Below are 15,896 nucleotides of genomic sequence, written 5' to 3' on the forward strand. Positions count from 1 at the left end.
GGGGGTGACGTTTTATGGGAAACACTCAAACAAAGAGAGAAAGCCGGCACTTAAAACGGTTTTATTATACCGTCGATCAGACAATTGAAAAACCATTTAACTGGCAGCAGATGGGAAGGTTACTGCAATTTTTAAAACCATATGCGAAAACCTACCTTCCCGCAGCAATCATCGCAATGCTTATTTCAACGATAATTAGGCTTGCGATACCTATTCTGATTGGGAAAGTAGCTATTGACATCGCACTTGAAGAAAATAATGTGTCTTTACTAATCCAGCTTGTTGTTGGTATAGCTATCATGTACTTGATTAGTTATGTAGCGAATACGCTGCGGATTAAATGGGTGAATATTCTTGGTCAAAATGTGATTTACGATCTAAGACACACATTATTTTCGCATGTACAGCGATTATCACATCGATTTTTTGATAGCCGATCAGCTGGATCTATTCTGGTTCGAATATTGAATGATATTAATTCCTTGCAAGAGTTGTTTACGAATGGAATTATCAATTTATTAATGGATGCTTTTATGTTGGTTGGAATCATTGTAATACTATTTGTACTAAGTCCTCCACTTGCATTTGCAGTAATTATTGTTATTCCATTAATGTTTTTTATCTCAACGAGGCTGCGAAGAAAGATTCGTCGTTCGTGGCAAGAAGTACGTCAGCATCAATCACGTATGAATTCGCATTTAAATGAAGGGCTACAAGGAATGCGAATTACACAATCCTTCTCTCAGGAAAAAGAAAATGCAGAATTTTTTGATGGGGTAAATAAAGGCTATTTCAACAGTTTTAAAGATGCGGCGAAAAAAAGTGCAATGTTTCGACCGCTAGTAGAGATCTGTGATGCTATCGGAACGATTATATTAATCGCGTTTGGATCATATTTAATTTTGAGTGAGGTTATCGAGATTGGTACATTCGTTTCTTTCGCATTTTTCCTTGGAATGTTCTGGGAGCCTATTTCAAGGCTTGGTCAAATGTATAACCAGTTATTAATGGCGATGGCATCATCCGAGCGTATTTTTGAATTCTTAGATGAACAGCCCAACGTAGAAGAGAAACAAGATGCCTACGCCTTAAAAAAGATGAAAGGTCAAATTGAATTTGACCGTGTTGGTTTTTCTTATAATGAAGAACGGATAGCCTTGCATGAAATTTCACTTGAGATGAAGGCGGGGCAAACAGTTGCGCTGGTCGGCCATACAGGAAGCGGAAAATCAACAATAGCAAATTTGATTAGTCGATTTTATGATCCGACAACAGGTGCTGTTAAAGTTGATGGACATGATTTAAGAGAAGTAAAGCTAGATAGTTTAAGGCAGAAGATTAGTGTTGTATTACAGGATACTTTTATTTTTTCTGGAACGATTATGGAAAATATTCGCTTTGGGCGTCCAGCGGCATCGGATGAGGAGGTCATAGAAGCTGCAAAAGTTGTCGGTGCTGATGATTTTATACAGCGGCTCGCATATGGCTACCAAACAGAGGTAGAAGAGCGCGGGAATATTCTTTCTGCAGGTGAAAGGCAGCTACTTTCCTTTGCGAGGGCATTACTGGCTGACCCAACTATTATTATTCTTGATGAAGCAACAGCTAGTATTGACACTGAATCCGAAGTGAAAATTCAACAAGCATTACGAAAGCTGCTAAAAGGAAGAACTTCGATAATTATTGCTCATCGCTTATCAACGATTCGAGAGGCAGACAATATTTTTGTATTGGAGCAAGGTCGAATATTAGAGCAGGGGAGCCACCAGGAATTAATGGATAAACAGGGAAAGTATTTTGAACTTGTGAAGTCACAATTTACCATGCTTGATGCTATATAAAACAGATTTAGGAGCAACTTTCAACATGAAAGTTGCTCCTAAACTTTTGCAGGCGTATATTAGATACAGAGAATTATTTTTGGAGGGTTAGAAATGGTAAAGGACTATGCTGTTATAGGGCTTGGTAGATTTGGTGGTAGTATTTGTCGGGAACTCTCTAAAGAGGGGAAGCAAGTTCTGGCAATTGATAACGATGAAAACCGAGTTAATGAATATAAAAAGATTGCATATCATTCGGTTATTGCAGATACAACAGACGAAGATACGTTAAAGGATATTGGGATTCAAAACTTTGATCACGTTATAGTAGCGATTGGAGAGAACATTCAAGCGAGTATTTTGACCGCTGTTATTCTTGTTGACCTTGGAATAAAGAAAATAACTGTGAAAGCTAAAAATGATTATCACGAAAAGATCTTAGATAAAATTGGTGTGCATCATATTGTGCATCCTGAGCGTGATATGGGGCGGAAAATTGCGCACAGTATTATTTCACATAACATATTGGATTACCTTGAATTATCAGATGAACATAGTATTGTAGAGGTGAAGGCTGGAGAAAAAATGATTGGTAAATCCTTGATTGATCTAGATGTTCGGGCGAAATATGGCTGCAATATTGTAGCTATTAAACAAGGCAGATCAATTAATGTTTCGCCAAGTGCGGAAGATGCATTACAGGAAAATGATGTTTTAATCGTGATTGGGGCCGATGAAGATATTTCGAGGTTTGAAAGGAATCTTGTTATCGATGATTAAAAAAGACATGGAAGAAAATTCTTCCATGTCTTTTTAGAGGTTGTTCAAAAGTCCGGTGAAAATGACACATCGAATTTCTTCGTTGGCTTGCTTTTCTGTTCCTCACGTATTAAATCCATACGTTCCGGTACTCAAAGCTACGCCGCCTCGAACTTCTCGGTCCTTTTCATCCTCCTTTTGAACACGTACTTATACTTAAACTTCCATGATAATAGGTAAAATCATAGGTCGACGTTTTGTTTTTTCATAAAGGAATGGAGCAATTGTATCTGTAATCTCATTTTTAATTTCAGACCATTGCGTTGTTCTTCTTTCCATCACTTTATTTAAATGAGAAGATACAAGCTTTTGTGCTTCGTTAATCAAGTCTTCGGATTCTCTCATGTATACAAAGCCCCGAGAAATAATATCCGGACCTGAAGCGATTTTAAATTCTTTCATGTTGATACTTACGACTACTATTACGAGTCCTTCTTCAGAAAGAATTCTACGGTCTCGTAACACAATATTGCCAATATCACCAATACCACTACCATCAACATAAATCGAACCAGAAGGGATCTTGCCGGATATGGAAGCCTGGTCTTTACTCAGTGCAAGAACATCCCCATTATCCATAATAAATGAATGATCAGGTTCTACGCCACAAGATTCGGCTAGTTTGATATGTTCTTTTAGCATACGGTATTCCCCGTGAATCGGCATAAAGAATTTTGGTTTAATCAAGCGAAGCATTAATTTTTGCTCTTCTTGACTCCCATGACCAGATGTATGAATATTGCTTAGTTTACCGTGAATAACATCTGCACCGGCACGATACAATTTATTAATTGTTTTGCTAACACTAACGGTATTGCCAGGGATTGGTGAGGAAGAAAATACAACCGTGTCACCAGGTATAATTTGGATTTGTCTATGTGTACCATTAGCGATTCGAGATAGAGCTGCCATCGATTCGCCTTGAGAGCCTGTACAAAGAATCGTTACTTCATTTGCTGGGAATCGGTTAATTTGATTTCCTTCAATAAATGTCTCTTTAGGCGCTTGGATGTACCCTAACTCTAAACCGATGTTGATGGCGGACTCCATACTACGTCCAAACACAGCTACTTTACGGTTGTGCCTGACAGCTGCTTCTACTACTTGCTGTAAACGATAAATATTCGATGCAAATGTAGCGAATATCAGTCTTCCATCAACACGGCTGAAGATATCGTGAATGCTTTGACCAACAACTCGTTCTGACATTGTAAATCCTGGAACTTCACTATTTGTGCTATCGGATAAAAGGCAGAGTACACCTTCCTTGCCGATTTCAGCCATTTTTGTAAGATTAGCTGGTTCACCAACAGGAGTAAAGTCGAATTTGAAGTCACCAGTATGAACAATATTTCCTGGTGGGGTTTTTACGACAATTCCATATGAATCAGGGATACTGTGTGTTGTACGGAAAAAACTGACGGAAGTTTTACGGAATTTAATAACATCATCTTCTTGTATTGTAATTAATTTAGCACTTCTTAATAAGCCGTGCTCATCCAATTTATTGCGAATTAATCCGATTGCTAGTGGTCCTGCATAAATAGGCACATTTACTTCACGCAAGAGAAAAGGAATTCCACCAATATGGTCTTCGTGACCGTGAGTTACGAATAAACCTTTTATTTTATCCTGATTTTGTACGATGTACGTATAGTCAGGGATAACATAGTCGATTCCTAATAATTCATCCTCTGGGAATTTAATCCCAGCATCGATAAGAATGATTTCATCCTGGAATTGGACAGCGTACGTGTTTTTTCCGATTTCACCTAGTCCACCTAAGGCAAAAACGGCTGTTTGATCATTTTTGACAAATTTCATAACTTACACGTTCTCCAACTGAAGTTTTCCAGTTTCTTTCTCGTAATTTAGATGTGCCTCATCTAGTTCTTGGATATATTCGATGTTATATTTCCGATCTTTTAATTTCTTTCTTACCTCTCTAATTGAATCCGCTTCAACGTAGGTGCTTTCTGTGCGTTCGCGAACAGGAACTTCACTAGGATCCTTTTGATATAAAACTTTAAAAATCATTTCATCTCTCCTAACATATTTCTATATTTTTTTGTTCAACTAATAGGAGCTATGCCTGTAATAGGCGATAACCCATTTTAAATTGGATGTTATTACCTTTCCGTAAAAACTTTCGCCTGGCATGTTTCCGTCGCAATACCAGTTTATCGTTAAATATCATTCGTTGGTGTGATTGGTTGCATCCTTGGTAGTCTTATTTAAAAGTCGTAGGTACACGTCCTTCTTTGCCTAAAAAGTCTCTCCACCGTTTCTTCAGCTTATCTTTTAGGCGCTTTAGCATGAGGACACACGTCTCCTTTCAGATATCTAGAAAAAGCAACAAAACATTCTACCGTCCAATCCTCTTATATACAGTATAGTACGAAATGAGGAAGATTTAAATAAAAATACATCATTTTTAAAAAAATAATCAAAAAGTCTAGCAAGTTTTAGTTGTAATTTTATCTTTTACATGGAATGAAATCTTATACATTTTGGTAAAGTACTTCATCTGCAGCAAAGCGTAAGTGCCCGGTTGAAGGTGAGTGGAGAGTAAGGTCTGGAGCTGAACGGGTCATGCTGTTTAATAGCTATCCACAGCAATCATCCCGGTGTAAGAAAAAAGGTGTCCATAAAAACAGACACCTTGCTAATTATTCGATTGCGGTGGAATTATCAGGTATTGAGAATGGATTATTTGGATTGATACGATCGTAAAACATAATTCCATTAAGATGGTCGATTTCATGTTGAAATACGACAGCAGGGTATCCTTTTAATCGTAGCTTTATTGGTTTTCCGTCCATGTCGGTTGCTTTCACTGTGATTCTTGCATGTCTTGGAACATAACCTTCAACAGCCCGATCCACCGAAAGGCAGCCTTCTCCACCAGCTAAATAGGATTGTTCAACGGAATGACTGATGATTTTGGGGTTTACTAAACCGTAGCTATATAATTTTCCGTTAAAATCTTCAAAATGAATGGCAATGAGTTTTTTTTCGATACCAAGTTGAGGAGCAGCAAGCCCAACTCCAGCTCTTAAATCGTATTTTTTCGCGATTTCCTCGTCTTGACTATTCTTTAAAAACTGCAACATATCTTTTAATAGTTGTTTTTCATCATCATTAATCGGCATGTCCACTTCAGCAGCAATTTTTTTTAGAGAGGGGTGACCTTCACGGACAATATCTTTCATTGTTAGCATAATCAATTCATTACTCCTTACTGGTTATATTTTATGTAATAGAGGGTATAAAAATATTGATCCTCTTTTTTAATCCAATACCATACCATTGTATTATACTAACATAACTTCAATGAATAAATCATAATTTTAAATTTATATCTGATCAAGTTAGTACGTATTAGAAAATTGGACGAGGTTGTAATCCGGCATCACATTAAATTATATGTTGCAAAAGGTTCGAGACGTCGTAGCCCCTTGTACCGGCTTGCTCAGGATGTGTTCGGTGTTCGACATAGGACGTGCCGGTACATAGTCGAAGATCTCATGCTCTCGAATCGTCATTGTTACCGGAATTTTTGAACAATCTCTTAAAAAAGTCACCACTGTATGTAAGATTAGATTATGTTATACTTTAAAAATACTTAATGATAACTAGAAAACATAGGAGGAAGAAACGTGCATTTTAAGAAATTATTATTACTGATCTTATCAATTAGCTTGATGGTGTTGTTCACTGCATGTAACAGTCAATCAACTGAGGAGCAGATACATAATCATCTTGAAGAAGCAGTTACACTTGAAGAAGAATTTGAAAAACAACAAAGTGAAATTACGGACTTAGAATTAAAAGAACAAGAAATTTATAATCAAATTATTGATTTAGGTATGGATGACTTCGAAACAATTAAGGAATTATCAAATCAAGCATTAGAAATAATTGAGCAACGAAAAGAAAAAATAGGACTAGAGAAAGATAGTATTGTAAGTTCAAAAGAAGAATTCAATGAGATTGAAGCGTTGCTTGATGACATTGAAAATCAAGAGCTAAAAGATATTACAGAGTCAATGTATGAAGTAATGAATAATCGTTATTCCGCTTATGAAGATCTTAATGGTGCTTACACGGAATCTTTAAAATTAGAACAAGAGCTATATGAGTTACTTCAGCAAGAAGATCTTGAGCAAGATAGATTAACAGATCAAATTAATTCAATTAATGAAAGCTATGAACAAGTGCTTCATTCCAATGAAGCATTTAATAACTACACAGTTGAATACAATGAATTTAAGAAAGAATTTTATGAAACGGCAGATATAGCAGTTTCATTTGAGGAATAAAATTTAAAAACAGACCTATAAACAAGCAGTTTGGGTCTGTTTTTTCATGCAAATTTTATGCTTATGGTAGCTGCACTTGAAAAAGTGACTGTTGGATAGTATATATAAACTGTGGATTAGTGTATTTAAATGGATTGTGCGTCTACTCGATCCGGAAATATACTTCGCTAGTATATGGAATTAATAAAAACGATATCGATGCGCTCCCGGACGGCGATTATTGCACATACTTGAAGAAAACAGCCGAGAAGTTAGTTCGCAGTTTCTTTCAACTTTACTATTGCAAAAAACATAACAAGGAATAGTGATTGAATTGTTCTAAGGCAATTTTACGTTCGCGGAATCTTGATACTTGTGATTGCAAATACAGCTTTTCCCGATATGTAAGGCTTTAGAGTTCGTAATGAACTGCTTCGACAAACTTAAACTTAATAATAGATACAGTTTAATAGTACAGTTCGAAAGCTATATTATAACAGTTAGATCTTGTTGTTCATCAAATACCTCCGCTTAAAATGTAAATCCTTTCATTTGCTTGAAATGTATAAGCAAACCTGTTGACCGAATATAAAAAATGGGTTACGATCTAGTAGCAAGCTGGATTGTATCAATAAACTTTACATAATTTATGTAACAGGTTATTATTTATTATGGGTTGTGATTATTTATGACCTTAATAGGGTACATCATTAATATATAATTTTTTGTAGAGATTTACCTTATTCTGGGTACGCTAGGAAAGACAATAATATTAAGGGTATAAAGAAAGGAAGAGGTGAACCATTTTGAAATATGTACTTGATAATGTTGAAAGTCAGTTCGAAATGTTCCAGATTCTAAATGAAGATGGGAAAATTGTGAATAAAAATAGTATGCCAGATCTATCGGATGAGGAATTGAAAGAGCTTATGCGTCGTATGGTTTATACACGTATCCTTGATCAGCGCTCAATTGCCCTAAACCGTCAAGGTCGCTTAGGTTTCTATGCTCCAACAGCAGGACAGGAAGCTTCACAACTAGGAAGTCAATTTGCGCTGGAAAAAGAGGACTTTATTTTACCTGGTTATCGTGATGTTCCACAGTTAATTTGGCAAGGTCTACCATTATATCAAGCCTTTTTATTCTCGAAAGGACATTTTCACGGAAACCAATTCCCAGATGATTTACACGCACTAAGCCCACAAATTATTATTGGTGCACAATATGTTCAAGCGGCTGGTGTTGCTTTAGGAATCAAAAAGCGCGGCAAGAAAAATGTTGCGATCACATACACAGGTGATGGTGGTACTTCGCAGGGTGATTTCTATGAAGGAATTAACTTTGCAGGTGCATATAAAGCGCCAGCAATTTTCATTGTACAAAATAACCGCTTTGCTATTTCTGTTCCAGTAGAGAAACAAACAAATGCGAAGACATTAGCACAAAAGTCTGTTGCAGCTGGTATTGAAGGAATTCAAGTTGATGGTATGGACGTGTTAGCAGTTTACGCAGCAACGCAAGCAGCCCGCGAACGTGCAATCAATGGCGATGGACCTACTTTAATTGAGACACTAACATACCGCTTCGGTCCTCATACAATGTCTGGTGATGATCCAACCCGTTATCGTACAGAAGACATGGATAACGAATGGGAAAAAAGAGATCCACTTGTTCGCTTCCGCAAGTTCTTAGAAAGCAAAAAGCTATGGACGGAAGAAGATGAAAACAAAGTAATTGAAGAAGCAAAAGAAGATATTAAGCAGGCGATTAAACAAGCGGAACAACAACCAAAACAAAAGGTTACAGATTTAATCGGTAATATGTTTGAAGAACTTCCATCTAACCTACAGGAGCAAATGGAAATTTATAAAGAGAAGGAGTCGAAGTAAATCATGGCACAAATGACAATGATTCAAGCAATTACAGATGCAATGCGCGTTGAATTAAAAAATGATGAAAACGTGCTTGTGTTTGGTGAAGATGTTGGTCAAAACGGTGGAGTATTCCGCGCTACAGAAGGTTTGCAGGATGAATTCGGTGAAGACCGTGTATTCGACACTCCTCTTGCAGAATCAGGAATTGGTGGTCTGGCGATTGGGCTTGCATTACAAGGTTATCGCCCGGTTCCGGAGATTCAATTCTTTGGTTTCGTATATGAAGTAATTGATTCTATTAGTGGACAAATGGCTCGTATGCGTTACCGTTCTGGTGGACATCATACAGCACCAATTACAGTTCGTGCTCCATTTGGTGGAGGTGTGCACACACCTGAAATGCACGCTGATTCTCTCGAAGGATTAATGGCACAGCAACCAGGTCTTAAGGTTGTTATTCCATCAACTCCATATGAAGCAAAAGGATTGTTAATCTCAGCAATTCGCGATAATGATCCAGTTATTTTCTTAGAGCATATGAAGCTTTACCGTTCTTTCCGTGGTGAGGTTCCGGAAGGGGAATACACTGTAGAAATTGGGAAAGCAGATGTGAAAAAAGAAGGAAATGACGTTACATTAATTGCTTACGGTGCAATGGTACATGCATGTCTTAAAGCAGCAGAAGAACTTGAAAAAGACGGAATCAGCGCAGAAGTAATCGATTTACGTACTGTATCACCAATTGACTATGATACGGTTTTAGAATCTGTGAAGAAAACAAGCCGTGCAGTTGTTGTGCAAGAAGCACAACGTCAAGCAGGGGTAGCAGCGAATGTAGTTGCTGAAATTCAGGAAAGAGCAATTTTGCATCTTGAAGCACCTGTATTACGAGTAGCGGCAGCAGATACGGTTTATCCGTTCTCGGACGCTGAAGAGGTTTGGTTACCAAACCATCAAGATATTATTGAAAAAGTAAACACTGTAATTAATTTTTAAATAGAAGACAGGAGGTAAGATGTATGGCATTTGAATTTAAATTCCCAGATATCGGGGAAGGTATTGCTGAAGGCGAAATTGTAAAATGGTTCGTTAAAGATGGCGATGAAATAAAAGAGGACGACGTACTATGCGAAGTTCAAAATGATAAAGCTGTTGTTGAGATTCCTTCACCAGTAGAAGGAACAATCAAAAAGATACATGTTGCAGAAGGTGAGGTAGCAAATGTAGGAAACGTATTTGTTACCATTGATGCTGAAGGTTATGAGTCTGATGATAGTGGTCAGGAAGAAGCGGCAGCTGACAAACAAGCAACAGAGGAGCCTGCAAAGGAAGCTCCAAAAGATGCTAAAGAAGAACCTGCAGAAACAGAAGGTAAACGAGTTATTGCAATGCCTTCTGTAAGAAAATACGCTAGAGAAAACAACGTAACTATTGAAGCAGTTAGTGGCACTGGTAAAAATGGTCGTATCCTAAAAGCTGATATTGACAGCTTCCTAAGTGGTGACCAACCGGCAACACAAACGGAACAAACAACTGAAGAAGCAGTTGATACGCAAGCTGCAAAACCAGCTGCAGTTCCAACTGGCAGCTACCCAGAAACTCGCGAGAAGATGACAAATATCCGTAAATCAATCGCGAAAGCAATGGTTAACTCTAAATCAAAAGCACCACATGTAACGTTGATGGATGAAATCGATGTAACAGAGCTTGTTGCACACCGTAAGAAGTTTAAAGCAGTTGCAGCTGAACAAGAAATTAAATTAACGTACTTACCATATGTTGTGAAAGCACTTGTGTCGGCGTCTAAAAAATTCCCAATTCTAAACTCATGGATTGACGATTCAACAGACGAGATTGTTCAAAAGCATTACTATAATATCGGTATCGCTGCTGATACAGACAAAGGATTACTTGTACCTGTTGTAAAAGATGCTGATAAGAAATCCATCTTTGAAATTTCAGCTGAGATAAATGAATTGGCAGGAAAAGCTCGTGATGGTAAACTAAAACCAGATGAGATGAAAGGGGCTTCTAACACAATTTCAAACATTGGTTCAGCAGGTGGGCAATGGTTTACACCAGTATTGAATTACCCTGAAGCTGTAATTCTTGGAATTGGTCGTATTGCCGAGAAGCCAATTGTTCGTGATGGGGAGGTTGTCGTTGCTCCAGTTCTTGCTTTATCTCTAAGCTTTGATCATCGTATCGTTGATGGTGCAACTGCACAGCTAGCTTTAAACCAAATTAAACGATTACTAAATGATCCACAATTAATTATGATGGAGGCGTAGGTAATGGTAGTAGGAGATTTTCCGGTAGAAGTAGATACACTGGTTGTTGGAGCAGGTCCTGGTGGTTATGTTGCTGCTATCCGTGCTGCACAATTAGGACAAAAAGTGACGATTGTTGATAAAGGTGCTTTAGGGGGAGTTTGTCTAAATGTTGGATGTATTCCATCAAAAGCATTGATTCAAGCGGGTCATTTGGCAGAAAGTGCAAAAGGCTCTGAAGAACTAGGAATCAAATCAGAAGGTGTGACAATTGACTTTTCCAAGGTTCAAGAGTGGAAAGGCAGCGTTGTTAACAAATTAACATCTGGTGTTGAAGGCCTTCTTAAAGGGAATAAAGTAGACATCGTAAAAGGGGAAGCATATTTCGTAGATAAAAACACTGCGAAAGTTATGGACGATAAGTCTTCTCAAACATATAAATTCAAACATTGTATCGTTGCAACTGGTTCATCACCAATTGAAATTCCAACATTCAAATTTTCAGATCGTGTACTCGATTCAACAGGAGCTTTGAACTTGAAAGAAGTTCCTAAGAAATTAGTGGTTATTGGTGCTGGATATGTTGGAAGTGAGCTAGGTTCTGCTTATGCAAACTTCGGAACAGAAGTTACTTTCCTTGAGGGTGCAAAAGATATCCTAAGTGGATTTGAAAAGCAAATGACACAGCTTGTTAAAAAGCGCTTGAAGAATAAAGGTGCTACAATCATCACTGAAGCGATGGCTAAAGGTGTTGAAGAGTCAGCTGACGGTGTGAAAGTTACGTATGAAGCTAAAGGAAAAGAAGAAACAATTGAAGCAGATTACGTACTTGTAACGGTTGGCCGTCGTCCGAACACAAGTGAAATCGGCTTAGAACAAGCTGGAATTGAGCTTGATGAAAAAGGACTTGTTAAAATCGATAAACAATGTCGTTCTTCTGTAGACAATATATTCGCCATCGGTGATATTGTTGCAGGTCCTCCGCTTGCTCATAAAGCATCCTATGAAGGAAAAATTGCTGCTGAAGTAATTGCTGGAGAAAAATCTGAAATCGATTATCTTGGTGTGCCAGCCGTAGCATTTACAGATCCAGAACTTGCAACTGTTGGAATGACAGAAAAAGACGCAAAAGATGCTGGTTATGATGTAAAAGTAGGGAAATTCCCATTTGCTGCAAATGGTCGTGCGTTGTCCTTAAACAATAGTGACGGATTCTTGAAATTAATCAGCCGTAAAGAAGATGGCTTAGTAATTGGTGGCCAAATTGCTGGTCCAAATGCGAGTGATATGATTTCGGAAATCGGACTTGCTATTGAAGCAGGAATGACTGTTGAAGATATCGCATTAACTATCCATGCTCATCCAACGTTAGGTGAGATTACAATGGAAGCTGCAGAAGTGGCACTTGGAACTCCAATTCATATGTTATAAGATATTGAATATGAACGTTATTAAAAAGGATGCCTTTTAGTTTAAGGCATCCTTTTTATCTTCTTCTAAAGTGACCTCTAGCTGCTCCATAATTTCATCTTTGGGCATGTTGCGAGATAGCTGTGCAACCGTCTGACCATTCTTTTGAATGATAAGAGTAGTACCTTTTGTGTCTAATGGTATATCCATTTCTGTGGGATCGATTTCGACCATTTTTGCATCTGCAAATTCATAAGGGTATTCTGCTTTTAAATCAATAATGGCATCAATGTATATTTCATCAATTTCTTCAATTGATTCTTCTGGGATAATCATGACATTATATTCCGTCGGATTAAACGAAATAGCCTCAACGACTTCGTCTTTAGACTGACAACCTGTAAGTAAAATTAGTAGGGTAGAAATCATCAATAAGAACTTGTTCATCAACTTTTATTCACTTCCTCATTGTGAATTTATCTCATGACAATGTAAAGATAGTTTATCAAATGAATAGTGCACTTTAGATAATGTTATCGAACTGTTATTAAAATGAAAATCTATTGTCGGAAATTGTAAACATGAAGCAACATTGTTTGGGGTATATAATAGAAGTGGATTATATTGGTATATCGTGAAGTCATTTCCTATTTGGTTTGTACAGGAATATTTTTCGATCGGAAATGACAGTTGTTTCACGAATGCTTTATACTAAATCTAGTAATCTATTCTTACAGCTAGGAGGAGGTTCTACATATGAAACGTATTACATTCTTTATCCTTGTTATTGGTTTTGCAATTCTATCAGCCTGTGCAAGCGATACAGAAACGACGAGTCAGGGAAAATCACCATCTGCAAATGGAGAAAATGAAGAGCAGAATCAGACAGCAGAGAACGAAAAACAAGGTGAGGATGAGGTGAAGGAAGAAGAATCTGAAGAAGAGAAGGCTACGGACGAGCCTTCTATTGAAGCCCAGTATACAATTTCGGAAAATTGGTCAGTAATTCCAATAGAAGCAGAAACGAATGAAGATGTTGTCTTGTTGACAATTGATGATGCGCCTGATAAGTATGCTGTTGAAATGGCCAAAACATTAAAAGAATTAGATGCTGGGGCGATCTTCTTTGTAAATGGACATTTTATTGATACACCTGAAGAAGAGGAAATGCTCAAAGAAATTCATGAAATGGGCTTTATGATTGGAAATCATACGTTTACACATGCAACATTACCAGAGATATCTGAAGAAGAACAGAAAGAGGAGATTATAAGTCTAAGTGATCGTATAGAAGAGATTATTGGTGAACGTCCGTTATTCTTCCGAGCCCCGCACGGTGCTAATACAGAATATTCAATTCAAGTTGCCGAAGAAGACGGTATGACAGTAATGAACTGGACGTACGGCTATGATTATTTCGAGCCTTATATGAATGCGGAAAAGCTTACGGAAGCAATGATTTCAGGAGAAGGGCCAGAGGTGGATGTACCGTATTCATTATTGAAACCGGGAGCGAATTTACTCATGCATGATCGGGAATGGACAGCTCAAAGCTTACCGAGCATTGTCGAAGGCTTAAGGGAAAAAGGGTACGAGATAGTTGACCCAACACTTATCGAAACAAAATGAAGGGTAATTAATAAACCAGTTAAAAACCTTACTGAATTCAATCATGAGAAGTTCAGATTTAACGTATAATGGACACAACCATAAGCCTTCATACATATGGTTGTGTTTTTTTTTATGAATTTTAGAAGGAATAGCAATAAGTCCTCTTATTCAATGGGATATCTCTAAATATGTTATACTAATTAACTATTGACTCTTATAATGTGTCATATTATAATATGAATATGTTATCAATAAAGTTGGAAAAGGGGATGACTTAATGGGTACAATAATTTGTCAAGATTGCCAACAAGTTATTGAAGATTACGAAGATGAAAAAGTAACAACTCTTTACGGTACATGTCCTACTTGTGATAAAAAATAATACAATTATAGGCTAAGCTACATTATATAGTGTAGCTTATTTTTTTGCATATACAGGGAAAAGATAAACGAACAGGTTAATTAATTCCCGTTTACCAAATAGAAGTAGATATGTATTATAATAAGTATCACGGAAAAACTTATTGATATAGGTCTATATGCACAAAAGGTATAATGAGGTGAATAAGAATAATGAGTTATGAGTACCCGATAGATGAGACGTGGTCAACGGAAGAGATCATAGATGTTGTGAATTTTTATTCACTTGTGGAAAAAGCTTACGAAAAAAAAGTAAGTCGCGAAGAAATTCTATTGCTGTATCGTAGATTTAAACAGATCGTACCTTCAAAAAGCGAGGAAAAGAAGCTGTTTACAGCATTCGCAGACTCATCAGGCTATTCGTGTTACCATACTGTCAAAAAAGCGAGAGATTCAGCCGACGACTTTATTAAAATGTAATAATGCTGGTATTACCGTTTAGAAAAGCAAAGACCTTATTCACATACAGGTGAATAAGGTCTTTTTTTCTTAAGGTTTTTGTAACGGGTAAGATCAGCTAGTTACGAGATTGTAGTGCTAATTGATAAAATGGGAGTAAGGTATGAAAGGTTCGTTTCGCTGTATCGACTAAATCTCCTCCATTTGCAGCTAAATCACTTTCAGATGGAACATGAATTCCGATTAAAAACTCCGCTTTTTTTACATCTCTAAAGCGTTCGAGATGTTTCATCTCCAAATCCTGAAGCGTTATGGAATCTTTGCTCATATGATCTAAAGAAACAACGAAATTGTCTGGAAGCTGTTTAATTTTATCAAATGCTGAAATAAACGATTTCGCAATTTCTTGTTTATTTGGTAATTCGTAAATTAGTGCTAGCCACATAAATAGATGATCATCAAACAAACCTATTTGAAAGTGTGGGTGTTTTTTGTATCCTCGTTTATTATCTGCTATTGCCAGCCAGGTATCCTTTGGGGGATTTACGGTTCTCCTTGCGTGTTTAGCAATATGTAAATACATTTCATTTCCTAATTGTGCTGCTACATAGTCAGCGAGTTCAGATCCGATTTCTTGGAACTTCGGCTGAATTCTTGTTTGGATTGCTTCCATTCTTTCATCAAGACCATCTATCGTAAATGTTTCAAAATCTTCACGTCTAAATCCTTGAAAAGTCAAAAGTTTCATTCCTTCCTTCATGCATGTTATTTATAATAATTATTATTAAATATAGAAGGTTGTAAGTCAAGTTATACATACTTATTGATTCTGTAACAGAAAACATTGGCAATATGGTGTGAAAGCTTTAAATGTTAAGTTTCAACCCTATGTGATCAGGCTTTAAAGAGAACTGAAATTCTCAGTTATGTTTAAAAAGGCTAAAAACGGGAAATGATAATAAAAATAATCAT

The 15,896-nt window shown here is 37.1% G+C and carries 15 protein-coding genes; 10 read left to right on the forward strand and 5 right to left on the reverse strand.

The window, feature by feature from the left end; all coding sequences use genetic code 11:
• Positions 1 to 14 precede the first annotated feature (14 nt).
• Positions 15 to 1,841 (forward strand): ABC transporter ATP-binding protein, encoded by a 1,827-nt coding sequence (locus tag NST46_RS14150; protein WP_118888983.1) that lies wholly within the window; start codon positions 15 to 17, stop codon positions 1,839 to 1,841.
• Between the two features lie 93 nt (positions 1,842 to 1,934).
• Positions 1,935 to 2,600 carry a potassium channel family protein gene (locus NST46_RS14155; protein WP_095308432.1) on the forward strand — a complete coding sequence of 222 codons (666 nt, stop codon included), beginning with the start codon at positions 1,935 to 1,937 and terminating at the stop codon, positions 2,598 to 2,600.
• A 195-nt stretch (positions 2,601 to 2,795) separates the two neighbouring features.
• On the opposite strand, the gene rnjA is transcribed toward NST46_RS14155, so the two are convergent.
• From rnjA to def, 3 genes are all read right to left on the reverse strand, one after another.
• A complete protein-coding gene (rnjA, locus tag NST46_RS14160) occupies positions 2,796 to 4,463 on the reverse strand; it encodes a ribonuclease J1 (RefSeq protein ID WP_118888982.1) in 1,668 nt (555 codons plus the stop codon).
• 3 nt (positions 4,464 to 4,466) lie between these two features.
• Positions 4,467 to 4,676, reverse strand: a complete 210-nt coding sequence (locus tag NST46_RS14165) for a DNA-dependent RNA polymerase subunit epsilon (RefSeq protein WP_095308434.1) — start codon at positions 4,674 to 4,676, stop codon at positions 4,467 to 4,469.
• Between the two features lie 632 nt (positions 4,677 to 5,308).
• Entirely contained in the window at positions 5,309 to 5,860 is a 552-nt protein-coding gene (def, locus tag NST46_RS14170) for a peptide deformylase (RefSeq protein ID WP_095308451.1), read from the reverse strand.
• Between the two features lie 438 nt (positions 5,861 to 6,298).
• Between def and NST46_RS14175 the strand changes: the two genes are divergently transcribed.
• The 5 genes from NST46_RS14175 to lpdA all read left to right on the forward strand — a co-directional run bounded on the left by NST46_RS14175 (position 6,299) and on the right by lpdA (position 12,515).
• Complete coding sequence (locus tag NST46_RS14175; RefSeq protein ID WP_303448231.1) at positions 6,299 to 6,961, forward strand: YkyA family protein; 663 nt, start codon at positions 6,299 to 6,301, stop codon at positions 6,959 to 6,961.
• 824 nt (positions 6,962 to 7,785) lie between these two features.
• On the forward strand, positions 7,786 to 8,829 hold the full coding sequence (pdhA, locus tag NST46_RS14180; protein ID WP_240033754.1) for a pyruvate dehydrogenase (acetyl-transferring) E1 component subunit alpha: 1,044 nt from the start codon (positions 7,786 to 7,788) through the stop codon (positions 8,827 to 8,829).
• 3 nt (positions 8,830 to 8,832) lie between these two features.
• Complete coding sequence (locus NST46_RS14185) at positions 8,833 to 9,810, forward strand: alpha-ketoacid dehydrogenase subunit beta (RefSeq protein WP_095308437.1); 978 nt, start codon at positions 8,833 to 8,835, stop codon at positions 9,808 to 9,810.
• Between the two features lie 23 nt (positions 9,811 to 9,833).
• Positions 9,834 to 11,105 (forward strand): dihydrolipoamide acetyltransferase family protein, encoded by a 1,272-nt coding sequence (locus NST46_RS14190; protein ID WP_251659077.1) that lies wholly within the window; start codon positions 9,834 to 9,836, stop codon positions 11,103 to 11,105.
• A gap of 3 nt (positions 11,106 to 11,108) precedes the next feature.
• The gene (gene lpdA / locus NST46_RS14195; protein ID WP_095308439.1) at positions 11,109 to 12,515 is read left to right on the forward strand and encodes a dihydrolipoyl dehydrogenase; all 1,407 of its coding nucleotides are present in this window, start codon (positions 11,109 to 11,111) and stop codon (positions 12,513 to 12,515) included.
• 36 nt (positions 12,516 to 12,551) lie between these two features.
• Here the strand turns inward: lpdA and NST46_RS14200 are convergent, their stop codons facing one another.
• Positions 12,552 to 12,941: a hypothetical protein gene (locus NST46_RS14200; RefSeq protein WP_147379890.1), complete on the reverse strand. Its 390-nt coding sequence runs from the start codon at positions 12,939 to 12,941 to the stop codon at positions 12,552 to 12,554.
• A gap of 309 nt (positions 12,942 to 13,250) precedes the next feature.
• Between NST46_RS14200 and NST46_RS14205 the strand changes: the two genes are divergently transcribed.
• The 3 genes from NST46_RS14205 to NST46_RS14215 all read left to right on the forward strand — a co-directional run bounded on the left by NST46_RS14205 (position 13,251) and on the right by NST46_RS14215 (position 14,945).
• Positions 13,251 to 14,123, forward strand: a complete 873-nt coding sequence (locus tag NST46_RS14205) for a polysaccharide deacetylase family protein (RefSeq protein ID WP_303448229.1) — start codon at positions 13,251 to 13,253, stop codon at positions 14,121 to 14,123.
• A 259-nt stretch (positions 14,124 to 14,382) separates the two neighbouring features.
• Positions 14,383 to 14,487, forward strand: a complete 105-nt coding sequence (locus NST46_RS14210; protein ID WP_095308443.1) for a GapA-binding peptide SR1P — start codon at positions 14,383 to 14,385, stop codon at positions 14,485 to 14,487.
• A gap of 191 nt (positions 14,488 to 14,678) precedes the next feature.
• Positions 14,679 to 14,945: a UPF0223 family protein gene (locus NST46_RS14215; RefSeq protein ID WP_118888977.1), complete on the forward strand. Its 267-nt coding sequence runs from the start codon at positions 14,679 to 14,681 to the stop codon at positions 14,943 to 14,945.
• Positions 14,946 to 15,042: 97 nt separating this feature from the next.
• Here the strand turns inward: NST46_RS14215 and NST46_RS14220 are convergent, their stop codons facing one another.
• Positions 15,043 to 15,663, reverse strand: a complete 621-nt coding sequence (locus NST46_RS14220) for a YktB family protein (protein WP_118888976.1) — start codon at positions 15,661 to 15,663, stop codon at positions 15,043 to 15,045.
• Positions 15,664 to 15,896 lie beyond the last annotated feature (233 nt).

Origin of the sequence: Oceanobacillus sp. FSL W7-1309, assembly GCF_038002145.1 — a bacterium.
Lineage (GTDB): Bacteria > Bacillota > Bacilli > Bacillales > Amphibacillaceae > Oceanobacillus > Oceanobacillus profundus.

Excerpts from the sequence above, each read along its gene's own strand:
- NST46_RS14150 (WP_118888983.1), top strand. The coding sequence starts at position 15 with ATGGGAAACACTCAAACAAAGAGAGAAAGCCGGCACTTAAAACGGTTT.
- NST46_RS14155 (WP_095308432.1), top strand. The coding sequence starts at position 1,935 with ATGGTAAAGGACTATGCTGTTATAGGGCTTGGTAGATTTGGTGGTAGT.
- rnjA (WP_118888982.1), bottom strand. The coding sequence starts at position 4,463 with ATGAAATTTGTCAAAAATGATCAAACAGCCGTTTTTGCCTTAGGTGGA.
- NST46_RS14165 (WP_095308434.1), bottom strand. The coding sequence starts at position 4,676 with ATGATTTTTAAAGTTTTATATCAAAAGGATCCTAGTGAAGTTCCTGTT.
- def (WP_095308451.1), bottom strand. The coding sequence starts at position 5,860 with ATGCTAACAATGAAAGATATTGTCCGTGAAGGTCACCCCTCTCTAAAA.
- pdhA (WP_240033754.1), top strand. The coding sequence starts at position 7,786 with ATGTTCCAGATTCTAAATGAAGATGGGAAAATTGTGAATAAAAATAGT.
- NST46_RS14185 (WP_095308437.1), top strand. The coding sequence starts at position 8,833 with ATGGCACAAATGACAATGATTCAAGCAATTACAGATGCAATGCGCGTT.
- NST46_RS14190 (WP_251659077.1), top strand. The coding sequence starts at position 9,834 with ATGGCATTTGAATTTAAATTCCCAGATATCGGGGAAGGTATTGCTGAA.
- lpdA (WP_095308439.1), top strand. The coding sequence starts at position 11,109 with ATGGTAGTAGGAGATTTTCCGGTAGAAGTAGATACACTGGTTGTTGGA.
- NST46_RS14200 (WP_147379890.1), bottom strand. The coding sequence starts at position 12,941 with ATGAACAAGTTCTTATTGATGATTTCTACCCTACTAATTTTACTTACA.
- NST46_RS14205 (WP_303448229.1), top strand. The coding sequence starts at position 13,251 with ATGAAACGTATTACATTCTTTATCCTTGTTATTGGTTTTGCAATTCTA.
- NST46_RS14210 (WP_095308443.1), top strand. The coding sequence starts at position 14,383 with ATGGGTACAATAATTTGTCAAGATTGCCAACAAGTTATTGAAGATTAC.
- NST46_RS14215 (WP_118888977.1), top strand. The coding sequence starts at position 14,679 with ATGAGTTATGAGTACCCGATAGATGAGACGTGGTCAACGGAAGAGATC.